We start from the raw sequence: 14,861 nt of genomic DNA, 5'->3' as shown, positions 1-14,861 counted from the left end.
GGTGGCGTTCTTGTTGAACCCCCTGCCGTGGAATTGGCCGAGGGCCGCTGGCTGTGGCGACGCCTCTATGTCTATGCCGCCAGTCTGGCGCTGTGGCTGCTGTTGCGGCTGGCGGTGACGCGGGCGACGGCCGCCGATCTGCCGCGCATCGCCGAAGGGCTGATGGGACTGATCGCCCTGATGCTGCTGCTCTATCTGGTGGCACCCAGCGCACAGCAGATCGTCAATCTGGCGCGGTTGCGTGCGGGGGGCAGGCCATGACCTTCCACCTGTCGCAACGGTCGCGAGAGCGGCTCAGAGGCGTCCATCCCGATCTGGTCGCCGTCGTCGAGGCGGCGATCGGCTGGACGTCGGTGGACTTCATGGTCACGGAGGGGCTGCGGACGTCCGCGCGCCAGGCGGAGCTGGTGCGGGCCGGGGCCAGCCGGACGCTGAACTCGCGTCATCTGACCGGTCATGCGGTGGATGTGGCGGCCTGGGTCGATGGTCAGGTCCGCTGGGACTGGCCGCTGTATCCGCGCATCGCCGAAGCGTTCAAGGCCGCCGCCGCCGCCGCCGGCACGCCCCTGATCTGGGGCGGAGACTGGCCGCGGCTGCGCGATGGGCCGCACTTCGAACTGGACCGGAAGGCCTATCCATGAGCGGGCGCCTGTTTCGCGCCCTGACGCCGCTGGGCTGGCTGGCGGCGGCGTTGGCGGTCGCGGCCTTGCTATCGGCTCTGGGCGGAGGTCTCGGCCTTCGCTGGGACCCGCTGCGTCTGCAGGCGCGTCGGTTGGAGGCGACCGAGCAGCGCCTGGAGCAAGCCCGATCCCAAGCGGCCGCGCGCCGTCTGGAGGCCGCCGCGCGCGGCCGCCAGATCGAGAGCCTCGACGCTTTTCACCGCAACACCCTGGCTGTGACGGAAGCGACCGTCGCGGCTGAAACCAAAGCGAGGATCGCCGATGACGCCGAAACGCCTCTGGACCCTGCTCGCGCTGAGCGGTTGCGCGGGCATGATCGCGAGCTGTGCCGTCTCTCGCCCGCCGTCGCCGGTTGCGCCGCCCCGGTTGATCCTGGCTGAGACGGCGACGCTGCCCTGCGAACTGGCCGTGCTGCCTGAACGACCTACGGCGGCGGACCTGGAGGCGGCCTATGTGCGGCGCGGCGCAGAGCTGGTCCGTTGCGACGCCGCCCGGCGTCTCGCTGTCGAGACGCTGGAGGCCGAGCGCGTTCTGATCGACGCCTGGGCCGACCGTCATGACGCAGCCGGAACGATATTGCCGGGCGACTAGGCAAAAAACGCCGGGTCAGGAGGAGGTCGGCAGATTTTGCCGGGCTGATGAGGGTGCTTTCCGGAAACGTATTCCTGAAAAAACAAACATATAGGCCGATTTCGCGCTTCAACCCGGCTGGCCCGCGCCTTGCGACAGGAACACCCGAGCAGAAAGCTCCCGGCAGCCAAAATGGCGTCGGACATCGTCGAAGACAAAGGACAGCCAAAATGGCTAACAGCATCAACACGAATGCTGGGGCTCTCATCGCCCTGCAAAACCTGAACGCGACCAACCGTGACCTCAACGTCACGCAAAACCGCGTGAACACTGGCTTCAAGATCTCCACCGCCAAGGACAACGGCGCGATCTTCGCCATCGCCACCAACCAACGCGCTGACATCGCCTCGCTGGACGCGGTCAAGAACTCCGTCGCGCGCGGCCAGTCGCTGGTGGATGTCGCCCTGGCGGCCGGCGACACTGTCGTCGAAGCCTTCAAGGAACTGAAGAACATCGCCGTCGCCCTGGAAACCGTCGAAACCGGCAGCGCCGCTGAGACGGCCTATCAGGCTGACTACGACGCTCTGGTCGGCGAAATCGACTCGGCCATCGCGGGCGCGTCGTTCGACGGCATCAACCTGTTCTCGGCCGGCGCGGTCACGACCGTGCGCACGGGTCTGGAATCCACGTCGACCTATGACGTGGGCTTCGCGACGGCTGTCACCTCGGGCGTCACGGCGGCCACCTACGACACCGCCGACGACATCCAGACGGCCATTGAGACCTTCACCGGCAACCTGGCGACCCTGGGCACCCAGTCCAAGTCGCTGGAGCGTCAGAATGTCTTCATCGGCAAGCTGCAAGACGCCCTGGAAGTCGGCGTGGGCAACCTGGTCGACGCCGATCTGGCCAAGGAAAGCGCTCGCCTGACGGCTCTGCAGACCAAGCAGCAGCTGGGCGTGCAGGCGCTGTCGATCGCGAACCAGTCCAGCTCGATCCTGCTGGGCCTGTTCCGCTAATCCGACGCGGTTAGGGAAGGGGCGGGTCTGTGGCTCGCCCCTTTCTCGCATCGTTTGAGACGGGAGGCGCGGCGGGTCCGCGCGGAAGGATATGGCTGACAATGTCGCAGGCGTTCCCAGCGTAACCTACCTGGATCGCGAGCCGCAGGGCGCCGTGATCGAGGCGCAGTCCGTCGTTCAGGGGGCGCCGGACGCCACCGAGGAGGCGGGGCGGTACCGGTTGACGATCGAGCGGGAGTCGACCGGCTATGTCTACAAGACGCTGGATCGCGTGACGGGCGAGGTGATCCGCCAGTTCCCACGCGAGGAGGTGCTGAAATTGCGCCAGAGCCCGGCCTATGACGTCGGGAAGATCATCAAGACCGAGGCCTGAGACGCGCGGCGTTCACGGCCCGACGCTCCTCGGCGATGCCGGGCGGCGTTAACAGGCGTTGCGGACGCGTTAACCATACGCTCAGGAATCAGCGTCATTACTACTCGCCAGAATCGGATCTGAGGCGAGAAAGCCATGACCAACAGCGTAATCACCAATGCGTCGGCGCTGATCGCGCTTCAGAACCTGAACAGCACCAATTCCAAGCTCGCCGCCACCCAGAGCCGGGTGAACACGGGCCTGAAGGTGCAGGGCGCCAAGGACAACGCCGCGACCTGGGCCATCGCCCAGAACCAGCGCGCCGACATGAGCGCGCTCGAATCGGTCAAGACCAGCCTCAATCGCGCCACCTCCCTGGCGGATGTCGCCCTGGCGGCCGGGCAGCAGATTTCCGACATCCTGGTGGAGCTGCGCCAGAAGGCGACGGCGGCGGCGGACCCGTCGGCCTCCGTCGCGACGCGCAAGGCCTATGACGACGAGTTCCAAGCCCTGCTGACGTCGCTGGGGTCGTTCGCGGCCAACGCCTCGTTCGACGGCGAGAACATCCTCGATGGAAGCTCGACGACGGCGCTGGATTTCCTCGCCAACGCTGACGCCTCCGAAACGATTTCGATGAATCGTCAGGACCTCACCTTGGCCGGACTGTCGTTGACCGGTCTCGATCTGACGGACGAAACTAACGCCACAGCGGCTCTGACGGCTGTCGAGACGGCCCTGACCGACGCCAGCGCCAGGCTGGCTGAACTGGGCGCCCAGTCGAAACAGATCGAGAAGCACACGATCTTCGTCACCAAGCTGATGGACTCGCTGGAGGTCGGCGTCGGCAACCTGGTCGATGCGGACATGGCGCGCGAAAGCGCGCGCCTGCAGGCCCTGCAGGTTCAGCAACAGCTGGGCGCGCAGGCGCTGTCGATCGCCAATCAGGCGCCGCAGATCATCCTGTCGCTGTTCAAGGGCTGATCGCGACCCTAGCCCAGCCTCCGGTGCGCGCCGTGTCCCAGCGACAGGGGCGGCGGCCGACGGCGGGTCGGTCGGGGAATAAGGCCGTAGAGGCTCATCAGCCTCATCAACATCCAGCGCACGCGTGACATGGTTTCACCTCGGCTGTGACGAGGCGGAGAACGAGGGCGCTGTGCGGCGGTTCCTGGCGACTGTTAAACAGTTCGTTACCGTGGCGGGCGACACTGCCGGGCGGAGGTGCGCGTGGCGGCGATCAACAACAGCTATCTGCTCGGTCTTTTCGGCGTCGGAACCGGTTCCGGCGGCCTGCCGGCGGCTGCGCCGGCGCCCAAGCCCAAAACCCAGCCGACGGCGCCCTGGTCCTTGGGGGACAAGGAGAAGCCGACCCAGTCGGACCTGCTGCGCTCGGCCCTGAGCGGCCGCAAGCTGGTCAACGAGGACAACGCCGTCCTTGACGTCAAAGGCGCCTCATCGGGCGACTATCGCAAGATCTTCGCCCTTTATCAGGGCCTGACCATGCTGGAGGCGCTGGCGACGCGGGCGGGCGAGCGCGGGGTCGGGCGGCTCGAATCAGAACAGCTGTCGCGCCGTTTCACCTCGGGCATGGCCGAGGTGAAGGATTTCCTGACGTCGGCCCAGTTCGACGGCGTGCGTGTCGTCCAGGGCGTCTCCGCGACCCAGAGCCAGTCCACCGCGGCCGTCGCGCGAGACAATTCCAAGTATCTGACCGGTCCGATCCACGACGGCGCCCTGACCGACGAGGTCGCCGCCTTCCAGGGCGACGTGCGTTTCGGCGTCACGGTGAAGACGATGGCGGGCAGCCAGACGGTCGACATCGACCTGGCCGAGATGGGAGCGACCCCGCGGACGATGGACGCCGTGCTTCAGCACATCAACGGCAAGCTGGAGGCGGCGGGCGTGCAGACGCGCATCCATCGCCAGATGATCGAAGCGGAACCTCGCACAGTGAAGGCGGGCGACAAGACCATCACCTTGCCGGCCGGGCCCACGCGCTGGGGCCTGACGGTCAGCGGAACCTCGGTGGAGACGATCAGCTTCACGCCCGCCGAAGCTCGCGATTCGATTCAGGTGGTTCAGGGCGTCGGCGGCAAGGGCGCGCACGAGGTCCTGAAGTTCGATCCCGACGGCAATCCGGTCGCGGGTTCGGGCGAGAGCTTCTGGGTCGAAGGGCGCAGCGGCGTTTCCAGCCTGCCCGACGGCGTCGAGACGGTGCGGGCCAGCGCGGCCGGGCCGGACGGTTCGATGTGGATCGTGGCCGATGTCAGCGCCGGCTCCTCGACCCAGCCGATCAAGGGACAGGCGGACGTCGTCCTGATGAAGCTGGATTCGGCCGGCAATGTGGTCGTTAGCCGGGCGCTGGGCGCGGCTTCCAAGGCCAGCGGCTACGCCATCGCCGTGGATGCGGACGGGCGGGTGGCCGTGGCCGGATCCGTCGTCGGCGCCCTGGTTCCGGGTGAGGCCGGCGCCTCGGCCACGACGGCGGACAGCTTCGTCACCGTCTTTGACGCTGACGGCCGCGAGCAGTGGACCCAGAGGCGCGGCGCCCGGGCCGAGGACGAGGCGACGGCCGTCTCCTTCGGCGCAGACGGTCGGGTCTATGTGGCGGGCCGGGCCAGGTCGGCCATGCCCGGCGCCCTGGCGGTGGGCGGCTGGGACGGTTACGTCCAGGCCTTCAGCGAAAGCCAGGTTCACAGTCTGGCGCCGATCACGGCGACGGCGACCGGCGCGGTCCAGTTCGGCACGGCGGGCGATGACAACGTCCAGGCCATGACCGTCGACGGCGACAACCTCTATACGGCGGGGATCGAGAACGGCGCCTTCGTGCTGCGTCACTTCCGCATCGGTCCGACCGGCGCGCCCGAGCTGCTGGGCGTTCGCGATCTGGGCTCCGCGTCGGGCGGCGAGATCGCCGGACTGGCGGTGGCTGACGGACGGCTGATCGTCTCCGGCGCGACGCGCAACGGCGCCTTGAATGCGGGGCAGATCGCCAATGCTCACGCCGGGGGGCAGGACGCCTTCGTGGCCACGCTGTCCACGGACCTGGCCGCCTCGGGCGCCGACCGGTTGACCTATTACGGCGGGGAGGGGGACGACACGGCCGCCGACGTCAAGGTGCATGAGGGCAAGGTCTGGCTGACCGGGATTTCGGATCGCGCCATCGGCGCCAAGACGGAAGACCCCTCGCGCGGCTATCTGGCGCGGCTGGACGTCGAGACCGGCCAGGTGGAGTGGACCCAGACCTGGACGGCGGCTGAAGGTCAGGCCAGGCCTCTGGCCCTGACGGTGTCGTCCGGCGGCGCCAGCGTGCTGGACCGGCTCGGCCTGCCGCAGGGCGAGATCGATCAGAGTCAGTCCAAGGCCCTGGTCGACGCCACGGCGGTTCGGGCCGGCGACCGTTTCTATGTGCAGAATCCCGTGACGGGCCGGCAGACGGCCGTGACCATCGAGGCCAAGGACACGCTTCAGTCCCTGGCGCGCAAGATCGAGATGGCCTCGGGTCGTCACCTCAAGGTCACCATCAAGACGGATCGCGACTATCTGACCGGCATGGACGGCGATACGCGCGTGACCAGCGGCGGCGTTCAGCGTCTGTCGATCACCAGCGCCGACGGACGCGCCGGAGCCGTGCTGACTCAGGGCGAAGCGGGACGCGACGCCCTGGCGGGGCTCGGCCTGACGCCGGGCTTCATCGGCAAGACGGCCGACGACAAGATGAAGACCTTCGGCGTGGATCTGTCGCCCTTGCTCAATCTGTCGGACGCCGATTCCATCGCCAAGGCGAAGGATCAGGTGCAGCTGGCGATCAAGGCCATGCGCGACGCCTATCGCGCCCTGTCGCCCGAGGCGTCGAAGCCGGCGATCACGGGTCAGGCGCCCGCCTATCTCCAGGCTCAACTGGCCAACTACCAGGCTGCGCTGGCGCGACTCACAGGCTAAGCCGGGGTGAAGGGCGCTTTCGGTTGACGGCCGTGGGGCGGACGGGGTTAGTGGGGCCTTCGTTAGCGTTGAGAGCTGCATGGCCCTTTCCAAAGACAATCGCACGGTCCTGATCGTCGGCGCCGGCCTGGCCGTGGTCGGCGCGGTGGCGGCCGCCCTGGTGTTCAGCGGCGGGCGCGGCGGACCTGTCGAGGCGCCGCCGGCCTCCAAGGGCGGTCTGACCATCGACGTGGCCGAGGCGCCTACGCTGGAGCCGACGCGCGAGCTGCGTTGCTTCGTCGATGGACAGTTCGTCGGTCTGGCCACCCTGGCCGACTGTGCGCGAAAGAACGGCGTGGCCACCAGCGCCCTGGACGTCGGCCTGGATTCGACCGGCTCGCTGGTCGCGGCGCCGACGGCGTCCTTTGCGCCTCCGCCTGAGGTTCCGGCCGTGACCCTGGCGGAAACGCCTTCGGCCGGTCAGGGCGGCGACGCCGGCGCCGCGCGCCCGGCGGCCGGCGGCTCGAGCACGGCCTGCCTGCGCCACACCGGCTCTGAATGGCGTCAGGTGTCGGGCGACATGAGCCTGGCCGCCTGCGTTCAGGCTCTCTACTCGGGCACCTGCGTGCGCCCTGGAGAGGCGAACTACGGTCGCTGGGGCGACACCACCCTGCGGCTGGTGCCGCGTCGCGTGGAGCAGTCCACCGACAACAACCGCTTCCGCACCCTGGCCCAGCAGGACCGCAACTGCCAGTTCCCGGAGCTGTGACGAGGATGCGTTTTTCCCTCATCGGACTGGCCGTCGTGCTGGGATCGGCCGCCCTGGCGGCCTGCAGCGCCCCCCAGCTTCAGGCCCCCTCGGACAAGGGCGTCTGCTATCACGTCGGCGAACCGGCCGGCGGCGAGCCTCGCTTCAACGTGGTGGCGCGCGACCAGCCGCAGATCGAGTTCTGCGCCGCGCGGCTGGAAGAGATGCGCCTGAAATTCCTGAGCATGGGCGGCAGCAACAATGAGATGGTCGGCGCCTATCAGGGGCAGTTCATCTTCATCGACCGCACCGGCGTCAAATTCAGCAAGAGCCTGGATGGTCCGCGGTTCTTCGCCCTGGCGCGGACCGGCGACGGCCGTCTGGCCATTCCCGGCGCCATCCAGCGTCAGATGGACGGCCGCCCGATCGCCGTGGCCCCGAACTAATCCACCCCGCGTGGGGTGAACGAAACTAGAACATCTCGTCCGTTTCGGCTAAGGAGCGGACGACAAGACGAATAAAGGACATCGGTCATGGCGGGCAGCGTCAACAAGGTCATTCTGGTCGGCAACCTGGGTCGCGACCCGGAAATCCGCTCTCTGAACAACGGCGACCGCGTCGCCAACCTGCGCATCGCCACCTCGGAGACCTGGCGCGACAAGGCGACGGGCGAGCGCAAGGAGAAGACCGAGTGGCATTCGGTGGTCATCTTCAACGACAACATCGTCAAGGTGGCCGAGAACTATCTGAAGAAGGGCTCGACCGTATACGTCGAAGGCTCGCTGCAGACCCGCAAATGGACCGATCAGCAGGGCGTGGAGAAGTACACGACCGAGATCGTCATCCAGCGCTTCAACGGCCAGCTGACCATGCTGGGCGGCCGCGGCGACAGCCAGGGCGGCGGTGATCGCGGCGGCTACGGCGGCGGTCGCGACGACGACTATTCCTCGGGCTTCTCGACCGGCGGCGCCAACAAGCCCTCGGGTCCGAAGGAAAGCTACGACCTGAACGACGACATTCCGTTCTAAGGTTCGCTCAATCAGATCATGAAGGCCGCGTCTCCACCCGGAGCGCGGCCTTTTCTTTGGGCGCTCAGCGCGCGAAGCGGCCTTTCTCGGCGGCGTTGGCCAGGGCTTGGCGGACGGCGGCGGTCAGTTCGTCCATGGTCTGCACCTGACGTACGCCATAGGCGCGAGCGGTGATGTCGACGTTGCCCTTGCGCCAGAAGCCTTCGGGGGCCAGCACGATCAGCTTTCCGCCGCGCGCGTGCAGGCCCATTTCCAGCAGGCTGATCGGGCTTTGCGTGCCCGGCGCGAAATACATGACGATGACGTCGGCGCTTTCCAGCGCGGCCAGCTCCCACTCGACCTGACGACGGAACTCGGGCTCGTCCGCGTCGGGCCGCCAGGCGGGGTTCCAGTCGGGACGGCGCGGGTTCAGGACCGTGACGTCCATGTCGGACAGGGCGCGCGTCAGCGCCGCCTGCCAGTCGGGCGCGCCGCCCATGTCGATGCTGCCGCCCAGGAAGACACGCGGACGACTATTGTCGATCGGCAGAGGCTGGGGCGAGATCACGACCGCCGGCTGGGCCGTCGCGGGCGCGGCGGCGATGCAGGCGGTCAGGACGGCCAGGGAGGACAGTAGGGCGGACAGCAGGGCAGGGCTTTTCATCGTCCTTCTATAGCGGGTTCGCGCGGGCGAGGCAGGGGCGACGGCCAGGGGTGATGGCAGGGTAACCTGTGGTCATGCTTCGTGAGAGGCAAAAGGTCGCGCCCTGTGGCAAGCATGGAGGCGTGTCCAGTTCATCCTCATCCCCGCACGCGCTGACGCCGCTCGAGATCGCCGCCATCGTGGCCGTTCTGGTCATCTGGGGCGTGAACAACGCCGCCGCCAAGGTCGCTACCGAGGTGCTGCCGCCGCTGATGACGGGCGCCTTGCGCTTCGCCATCGCCGCCGCCTGCCTGGTCTGGTTCGTGCGGCCGCCGTTTCCGAACTGGAAAAGCCTGCTGATCATCGCCGTGGTGGGCGGGCCGATCCACTATGGCCTGATCTACCTGGCCTTCTGGCTGGCCAATGACGTCAGTCCGGTGACGGTTTCGACCCAGCTGTGGATTCCGCTGACGTCGCTGTTCGCCTTCCTGCTGCTGGGCGAGAAGATTTCGAGGATGGCGACGATCGGCCTGGTGATCGCCTTCCTCGGCGTGGCGTGGATGACGCTGGATCCTCATGCGCTGCAGGACTGGAAGGCGATTCTGGTGGGCGCGCTGGGCGCCTCGGCCTGGGCGCTGACGACGGTGATCGCGCGGCGCACCACCTCCATTCCGCCGCTGAAGATGCAGGGGCTGCTGGCGCTGATGGCCTTTCCGGCCCTGACGCTGGGCTCGGCCGTGTTCGAGAGCGGCCAGTGGGAAGCCGCCAGGGCGGCGACGCCGCTGGTGTGGGGCACGCTGCTGTGGGCCGGGTTGATCTCGTCGGTGTTCGCCACCAGCCTGGTCTTCTGGCTGGTGCAGCGGCGCGAGGCCGGGCGGGTGACGCCCTATCTGCTGGGCTCGCCGCTGGTGTCCATCCTGATCGGCTGGCTGTTCATGGGCGACGTGCTGACGCCGCAGATCCTGACTGGCGTGGCGATCGCCCTTCTGGGCGTGGTGACGGTGGCCCTGGGGGAGCGCGGCCTGCGCGCCGGCGCTCCCGCCAAGGTTTGAGGTTGCTTACTGCGCCTTGATGACGGCGCAGGCCACGCGGTCGCCCGCGCCGCCGATCGGCTGGCTGGAGTGGTCGTCGGCGTTGGCGTGGATCACCAGCGCCGAGCCGTCGTCGTCCAGCAGCCATTGGCCCGGACCCTTGTCCGCCAGACGGGCGTGGGTGGTGAAGACTTCTGCGTTCACCGCGCCCTTCGCGTCAGCAAAGACGTTAGGCAGGTCGCCGTCGTCCGGACCCTCTGCGTTCAGCAAGCCGTGCGGCTTCTGGGGATCGCCGTGATTGATGTGGGCGCCGGCCGAGGTGAAGGGCGCTTCGCACTGGCCCGTGGCGTGGATGTGGATGCCGTGCCAGCCGGGCGTCAGGCCTGTGGCTTCAACCTTGATCAGCAGGCCGGTGGCCCCTTGCGTCAGGGTGGCCTTGCCGGCTTCCGCGCCCTGGGCGTTGAGGATGGAGACCTGGGCCGTCTGGCCCGGCGCAGCACGCTCGGCGGCCTCGGCCGGGGCTGCGGGCGCGGCCTCCGAAGCCGGCGGCGTCGCCGGGTTCTGGCTGCAGGCGGCCCCGGCGACGAGCACCATGGCGAGGGCGCTGGGGACGATCAGTTTCGAAGTGGCTAAACGCATGGCTTTCCAGTCCTTTTCGACATGGGGATTTCAGCGGCGTTTCTTTGCCACCACGGCCCCCGGGTGATAGAAACCGGAACAGCGGATCACGTTCCGATTCCGGCCATTTAAAGCCTGATTTCATTGACCGACGACAGCTATCATAACGCCGCCCCCTCGGCGCCGGGCGATATTTCGACCATCACCATCGAGGATGAGCTGAAACGCTCCTACCTCGACTACGCCATGAGCGTGATCGTCAGCCGCGCCCTGCCGGACGCGCGCGACGGCCTGAAGCCGGTGCATCGTCGCATCCTGTATTCGATGCACGACCTGAACATGACGCCGGAGCGCGCCTATTCGAAGTGCGCCCGCGTGGTCGGCGACGTGCTGGGCCGGTTCCACCCGCACGGCGACGCCTCGGTCTACATGGCCCTGGTCCGCATGGCCCAGGACTTCTCCATGGGTCTGATGCTGGTCGACGGCCAGGGCAACTTCGGCTCGGTCGACGGCGATATGCCCGCCTCGATGCGTTACACCGAGGCCAAGATGGCCCCGGCCGCCGTGGCCCTGTTGACCGATATCGAGAAGGACACGGTCGACTTCCAGCCGAACTACGACGAGAAGGAGCTGGAGCCCGTCGTCCTGCCGGCGCGGATTCCGAACCTTCTGGTCAACGGCGCGGGCGGCATCGCCGTCGGCATGGCGACCAACATCCCGCCGCACAACCTGCGTGAAGTGATCGACGCCTCGGTCGCCCTGCTGGACGATCCGAACGTGTCGGACGAGGCCCTGCTGGACATCGTGCCGGGACCGGACTTCCCCACGGGCGGCGAGATCATGGGTCGTACGGCCCCGCGCAACGCGCTGCGCGACGGGCGCGGCTCGGTCATCGTGCGCGGCAAGGCCTCGGTCGAGGAGATCCGCAAGGATCGCGACGCCATCATCATCACCGAACTGCCCTATCAGGTGAACAAGCAGACCCTGATCGAGCGCATCGCTGAAATGGTGCGTGAGAAGCGTCTGGAAGGCATCGCCGACGTCCGCGACGAGTCCGACCGCCTGGGCATGCGCATCGTCATCGAGCTGAAGCGCGACGCCTCGGGCGATGTGATCCTGAACCAGCTGTATCGCTATACGGCGCTGCAATCCTCATTCGGCGTCAACATGCTGGCGCTGAACCACGGACGGCCCGAGCAGATGGGCCTGCGCGCCCTGCTGGAGGCCTTCCTCGACTTCCGCGAGGAGGTGGTGGTCCGCCGGGTCAAATTCGAACTGGCCAAGGCCCGCGATCGCGGCCACGTCCTGGTCGGTCTGGCCGTCGCCGTCGCCAACATCGACGAGGTGATCCACATCATCCGCAGCTCGGCCGACCCGGCCGAGGCGCGCGAACGCCTGCAGGCCAAGGCCTGGCCGGTCGGGGACATGATGGCCCTGGTCGAGCTGATCGCCGACCCGCGCACCGTGCTGGTGGAGGGCGACAAGATCCGCCTGACCGACGAACAGGCCCGCGCCATCCTGGCCCTGACGCTGTCGCGTCTAACGGGTCTGGGCCGCGACGATATCTTCGGCGAGGCGCGCAGCCTGGCCGACACCATCCAGGGACATCTGACCATCCTGTCGGACCGCGCCAATGTCCTGGCCATCATCCGCGAAGACCTGCTGCTGGTCAGGGAGCAGTTCGGCGTGGACCGCCGCACCCTCATCGGCGAAGGCGACGCCGAGATGGAGGACGAGGACCTGATCCCGCGCGAGGACATGGTCGTGACCGTCACCCACGGCGGCTACGTCAAGCGGGTGGCGCTGAACGCCTATCGGACCCAGCATCGCGGCGGCAAGGGCCGTAGCGGCATGTCGATGAAGGACGAGGACGCCATCACCGGCGTGTTCAGCGCCTCGACCCACACGCCGGTCCTGTTCTTCGCCACCAACGGCAAGGCCTACAAGCTCAAGACCTGGCGCCTGCCGCTGGGCAATCCGCAATCGCGCGGCAAGGCCTTCGTCAACCTGCTGCCGATCGAGCCGGGCGACAGCATCATGAACGTGCTGCCCCTGCCTGAAGATGAGGCGACCTGGGGCGACTACGACATCATGTTCGCCACCAAGTCGGGCGACGTGCGCCGCAACAAGCTCAGCGACTTCGCCACGGTGAACCGCGCGGGCAAGATCGCCATGAAGCTGGAAGACGGCGACGGCATGGTCGGCGTGGGCCTGTGCACGGCCGAGGACGACGTGCTGCTGACCACGGCGCTGGGCCGGGCCATCCGCTTCAAGGCCGACGACGTGCGCGTGTTCAAGGGCCGCGACTCCACCGGCGTGCGCGGCATCCGCCTGCAGGACGGGGACCAGGTCATCTCCATGGCCATTCTTGGCCGGGTGGATGCGTCGCCGGAGGAGCGGGCCGCCTATGTCAAGCACGCCAACGCCATGCGCAAGGCGCTGGCAGGGGCCGACGCAGAAGACGAAGCCGTCACGGTCGAGGCGGACGATGAAGAGGCCGGCGACGCCCCGATCTCGCCCGAGCGTATCGCGGCATTGGGCGCGGCCGAGCAGTTCATCCTGACGGTCACGGAAACCGGCTTCGGCAAGCGCTCCTCGGCTTATGAGTACCGACGCACGGGTCGTGGCGGGCAGGGGCTGACGGCCCATGGCCTGGGCGGTCGCGCGGGCACGCGTCTGGCCGCCGCCTTCCCGGTCGAGGAGTCGGACGACCTGATGCTGGTCACCGACGGCGGCCAGATGATCCGCACCCCGGTCAGCCAGGTCCGCATCGTCGGCCGCTCCAGCCAAGGCGTGACCATCTTCCGCACCGGCAAGGACGAGAAGGTCGTTTCGGTCGAGCGTCTGGCCGATTCCGGCGGCGACGATGAAGACGGCGACGCGGGCGACGCCCCGGCGGTCGAGGGCGGCGAGAGCTGATCCTGCATGGCCGTCGCTCCTGAGCTCTGGATCGACGGCCGTCCAGCCGGCCTTGAGGATCTGGGCCGTCAGGCCCTGTTCAACTACGGCGCCCTGACCTCCTTCCGCGTGGAAGGCGGCGGGGTGCGCGGGCTGGACCTGCATCTGGAGCGTCTGAACCGTTCGGCGATCGAACTGTTCGGCGAGGCTGTGGCGGAAAATCGCCTGCGCGATCAGATGCGGACGGCTCTGGCCGGACGGACCGAGGCCTGGCTGCGCATCAGCCTGTTCTCCAGCGAACTGTCCCTGCGCCAACCGGACTGGATCGGCGCGCCGCAGGCGATGATCAGCGTCTCGGCGCCGCCATCGCCCCTGCCGGACGGGGTGCGCCTGCAAAGCCAGACCTATGCCCGCGAGGCGCCGCATCTGAAGCACGTCGCCACGATGGGCCTGTTGCGCGCGCGGCGCCGGGCGCGGCTGGCGGGTTACGACGACGCCCTGTTTACGGACCAAGCGGGCCGGATTTCCGAAGGCTCGCTGTGGAATATCGGCTTCATCGAGGGGGATGCGGTGGTCTGGCCGGATGCGTCCATGCTGGACGGCGTGGCCCAGGCCCTGATCCGCGAGGCGCTGGACCGCGCCGGATCGCCGCAGCGGACCGAGGTCGTGCGCCTGTCGGACTTGTCTCGCTTCGACGCCGCCTTTTTGTGCAACAGCGCCACGCCGGCTGCGGAAATCGTGGCCGTCGACGCCTATGACTTCCCCGGTTCGCCGGGCGTAATTCAGCGTATCGGCGAGCATTGGCGATCACAGCCGCGTCAGAAAATCTAGGCCGTTCATTTCGCACCTGCTAAACGGACCCAAACGATGGGGAGGCCGCCGGCCATGCGTATCGGACTTTATCCGGGCACCTTCGACCCGGTGACCAACGGCCATCTCGATATCATCGGGCGGGCGGTCAAGCTGGTGGACCGCCTGGTCATCGGCGTGGCCCAGAACGACGACAAGGGCCCGCTCTTCTCCACCGCCGAGCGGGTTGAGATGATCAAGGCCGAGGTCGCGCGCTTCAACGCGGACATCGAGGTGCGGCCGTTTTCCAGCCTTCTGATGCACTTCGCCGAGGAACTGGACGCCAGCGTCATCGTGCGCGGCCTGCGCGCCGTCGCCGATTTCGAGTATGAGTTCCAGATGACGGCGATGAATCAGCGCCTCAACAGCGACATAGAGACGGTGTTTCTGATGGCCGATCCGCGGCATCAGGCCATCGCCTCGCGACTGGTGAAGGAAATCGCCCGGCTGGACGGCCGGATCGACAGCTTCGTCAGCCCGGCGGTCGCTGCGAGCGTGTTGGCCAAGGTCAAGAAGGGTTGAGGTCGG

The 14,861-nt window shown here is 67.7% G+C and carries 17 protein-coding genes; 15 read left to right on the top strand and 2 right to left on the bottom strand.

What is annotated here, in order from left to right:
* The first annotated feature begins 27 nt into the window (after positions 1 to 27).
* The 11 genes from ACWIDZ_RS02460 (at position 28) to ssb (ending at position 8,315) form a co-directional block, all read left to right on the top strand.
* Positions 28 to 261: a hypothetical protein gene (locus tag ACWIDZ_RS02460; protein WP_453988394.1), complete on the top strand. Its 234-nt coding sequence runs from the start codon at positions 28 to 30 to the stop codon at positions 259 to 261.
* Positions 258 to 641: a M15 family metallopeptidase gene (locus ACWIDZ_RS02455; RefSeq protein WP_453988396.1), complete on the top strand. Its 384-nt coding sequence runs from the start codon at positions 258 to 260 to the stop codon at positions 639 to 641. The genes ACWIDZ_RS02460 and ACWIDZ_RS02455 overlap by 4 nt, the downstream gene beginning before the upstream one ends.
* On the top strand, positions 638 to 1,060 hold the full coding sequence (locus ACWIDZ_RS02450; protein ID WP_453988398.1) for a hypothetical protein: 423 nt from the start codon (positions 638 to 640) through the stop codon (positions 1,058 to 1,060). The genes ACWIDZ_RS02455 and ACWIDZ_RS02450 overlap by 4 nt, the downstream gene beginning before the upstream one ends.
* Positions 1,047 to 1,271: a hypothetical protein gene (locus tag ACWIDZ_RS02445; protein ID WP_452111422.1), complete on the top strand. Its 225-nt coding sequence runs from the start codon at positions 1,047 to 1,049 to the stop codon at positions 1,269 to 1,271. The genes ACWIDZ_RS02450 and ACWIDZ_RS02445 overlap by 14 nt, the downstream gene beginning before the upstream one ends.
* 209 nt (positions 1,272 to 1,480) lie before the next feature.
* A complete protein-coding gene (locus ACWIDZ_RS02440) occupies positions 1,481 to 2,269 on the top strand; it encodes a flagellin (RefSeq protein ID WP_338578392.1) in 789 nt (262 codons plus the stop codon).
* 91 nt (positions 2,270 to 2,360) lie between these two features.
* On the top strand, positions 2,361 to 2,642 hold the full coding sequence (locus ACWIDZ_RS02435) for a flagellar protein FlaG (protein ID WP_338578393.1): 282 nt from the start codon (positions 2,361 to 2,363) through the stop codon (positions 2,640 to 2,642).
* A gap of 135 nt (positions 2,643 to 2,777) precedes the next feature.
* A complete protein-coding gene (locus tag ACWIDZ_RS02430) occupies positions 2,778 to 3,602 on the top strand; it encodes a flagellin (RefSeq protein WP_291776219.1) in 825 nt (274 codons plus the stop codon).
* A gap of 243 nt (positions 3,603 to 3,845) precedes the next feature.
* Positions 3,846 to 6,560 (top strand): transcriptional regulator, encoded by a 2,715-nt coding sequence (locus ACWIDZ_RS02425; protein WP_453988399.1) that lies wholly within the window; start codon positions 3,846 to 3,848, stop codon positions 6,558 to 6,560.
* A gap of 79 nt (positions 6,561 to 6,639) precedes the next feature.
* Entirely contained in the window at positions 6,640 to 7,308 is a 669-nt protein-coding gene (locus tag ACWIDZ_RS02420) for a hypothetical protein (protein WP_453988401.1), read from the top strand.
* A gap of 5 nt (positions 7,309 to 7,313) precedes the next feature.
* Positions 7,314 to 7,733 (top strand): hypothetical protein, encoded by a 420-nt coding sequence (locus tag ACWIDZ_RS02415; protein ID WP_453988402.1) that lies wholly within the window; start codon positions 7,314 to 7,316, stop codon positions 7,731 to 7,733.
* Between the two features lie 87 nt (positions 7,734 to 7,820).
* Entirely contained in the window at positions 7,821 to 8,315 is a 495-nt protein-coding gene (gene ssb / locus ACWIDZ_RS02410) for a single-stranded DNA-binding protein (RefSeq protein WP_291776212.1), read from the top strand.
* 64 nt (positions 8,316 to 8,379) lie between these two features.
* Here ssb and ACWIDZ_RS02405 read toward each other — a convergent pair whose 3' ends face one another.
* The gene (locus ACWIDZ_RS02405) at positions 8,380 to 8,958 is read right to left on the bottom strand and encodes a nucleoside 2-deoxyribosyltransferase domain-containing protein (RefSeq protein WP_453988404.1); all 579 of its coding nucleotides are present in this window, start codon (positions 8,956 to 8,958) and stop codon (positions 8,380 to 8,382) included.
* A gap of 74 nt (positions 8,959 to 9,032) precedes the next feature.
* Between ACWIDZ_RS02405 and ACWIDZ_RS02400 the strand changes: the two genes are divergently transcribed.
* Positions 9,033 to 9,989: a DMT family transporter gene (locus ACWIDZ_RS02400; RefSeq protein WP_422388324.1), complete on the top strand. Its 957-nt coding sequence runs from the start codon at positions 9,033 to 9,035 to the stop codon at positions 9,987 to 9,989.
* Between the two features lie 6 nt (positions 9,990 to 9,995).
* Here the strand turns inward: ACWIDZ_RS02400 and ACWIDZ_RS02395 are convergent, their stop codons facing one another.
* Positions 9,996 to 10,562, bottom strand: coding sequence for a superoxide dismutase family protein (locus ACWIDZ_RS02395; RefSeq protein WP_409450046.1), 567 nt, complete (start codon positions 10,560 to 10,562; stop codon positions 9,996 to 9,998).
* Between the two features lie 168 nt (positions 10,563 to 10,730).
* On the opposite strand from ACWIDZ_RS02395, the gene gyrA reads away from it, so the two are divergent.
* Genes gyrA through coaD form a run of 3 tightly spaced genes read left to right on the top strand, consistent with a single transcriptional unit; the run spans position 10,731 to position 14,855 of the window.
* The gene (gene gyrA, locus ACWIDZ_RS02390; protein WP_453988405.1) at positions 10,731 to 13,505 is read left to right on the top strand and encodes a DNA gyrase subunit A; all 2,775 of its coding nucleotides are present in this window, start codon (positions 10,731 to 10,733) and stop codon (positions 13,503 to 13,505) included.
* A gap of 6 nt (positions 13,506 to 13,511) precedes the next feature.
* Positions 13,512 to 14,315 carry an aminotransferase class IV gene (locus tag ACWIDZ_RS02385; RefSeq protein ID WP_453988407.1) on the top strand — a complete coding sequence of 268 codons (804 nt, stop codon included), beginning with the start codon at positions 13,512 to 13,514 and terminating at the stop codon, positions 14,313 to 14,315.
* A gap of 54 nt (positions 14,316 to 14,369) precedes the next feature.
* On the top strand, positions 14,370 to 14,855 hold the full coding sequence (gene coaD / locus ACWIDZ_RS02380; RefSeq protein WP_291776195.1) for a pantetheine-phosphate adenylyltransferase: 486 nt from the start codon (positions 14,370 to 14,372) through the stop codon (positions 14,853 to 14,855).
* The last annotated feature ends 6 nt before the right edge of the window (positions 14,856 to 14,861 follow it).

Source organism: Brevundimonas sp. NPDC055311, assembly GCF_053645695.1.
This window is presented reverse-complemented; position numbering and strand designations above follow the sequence as displayed.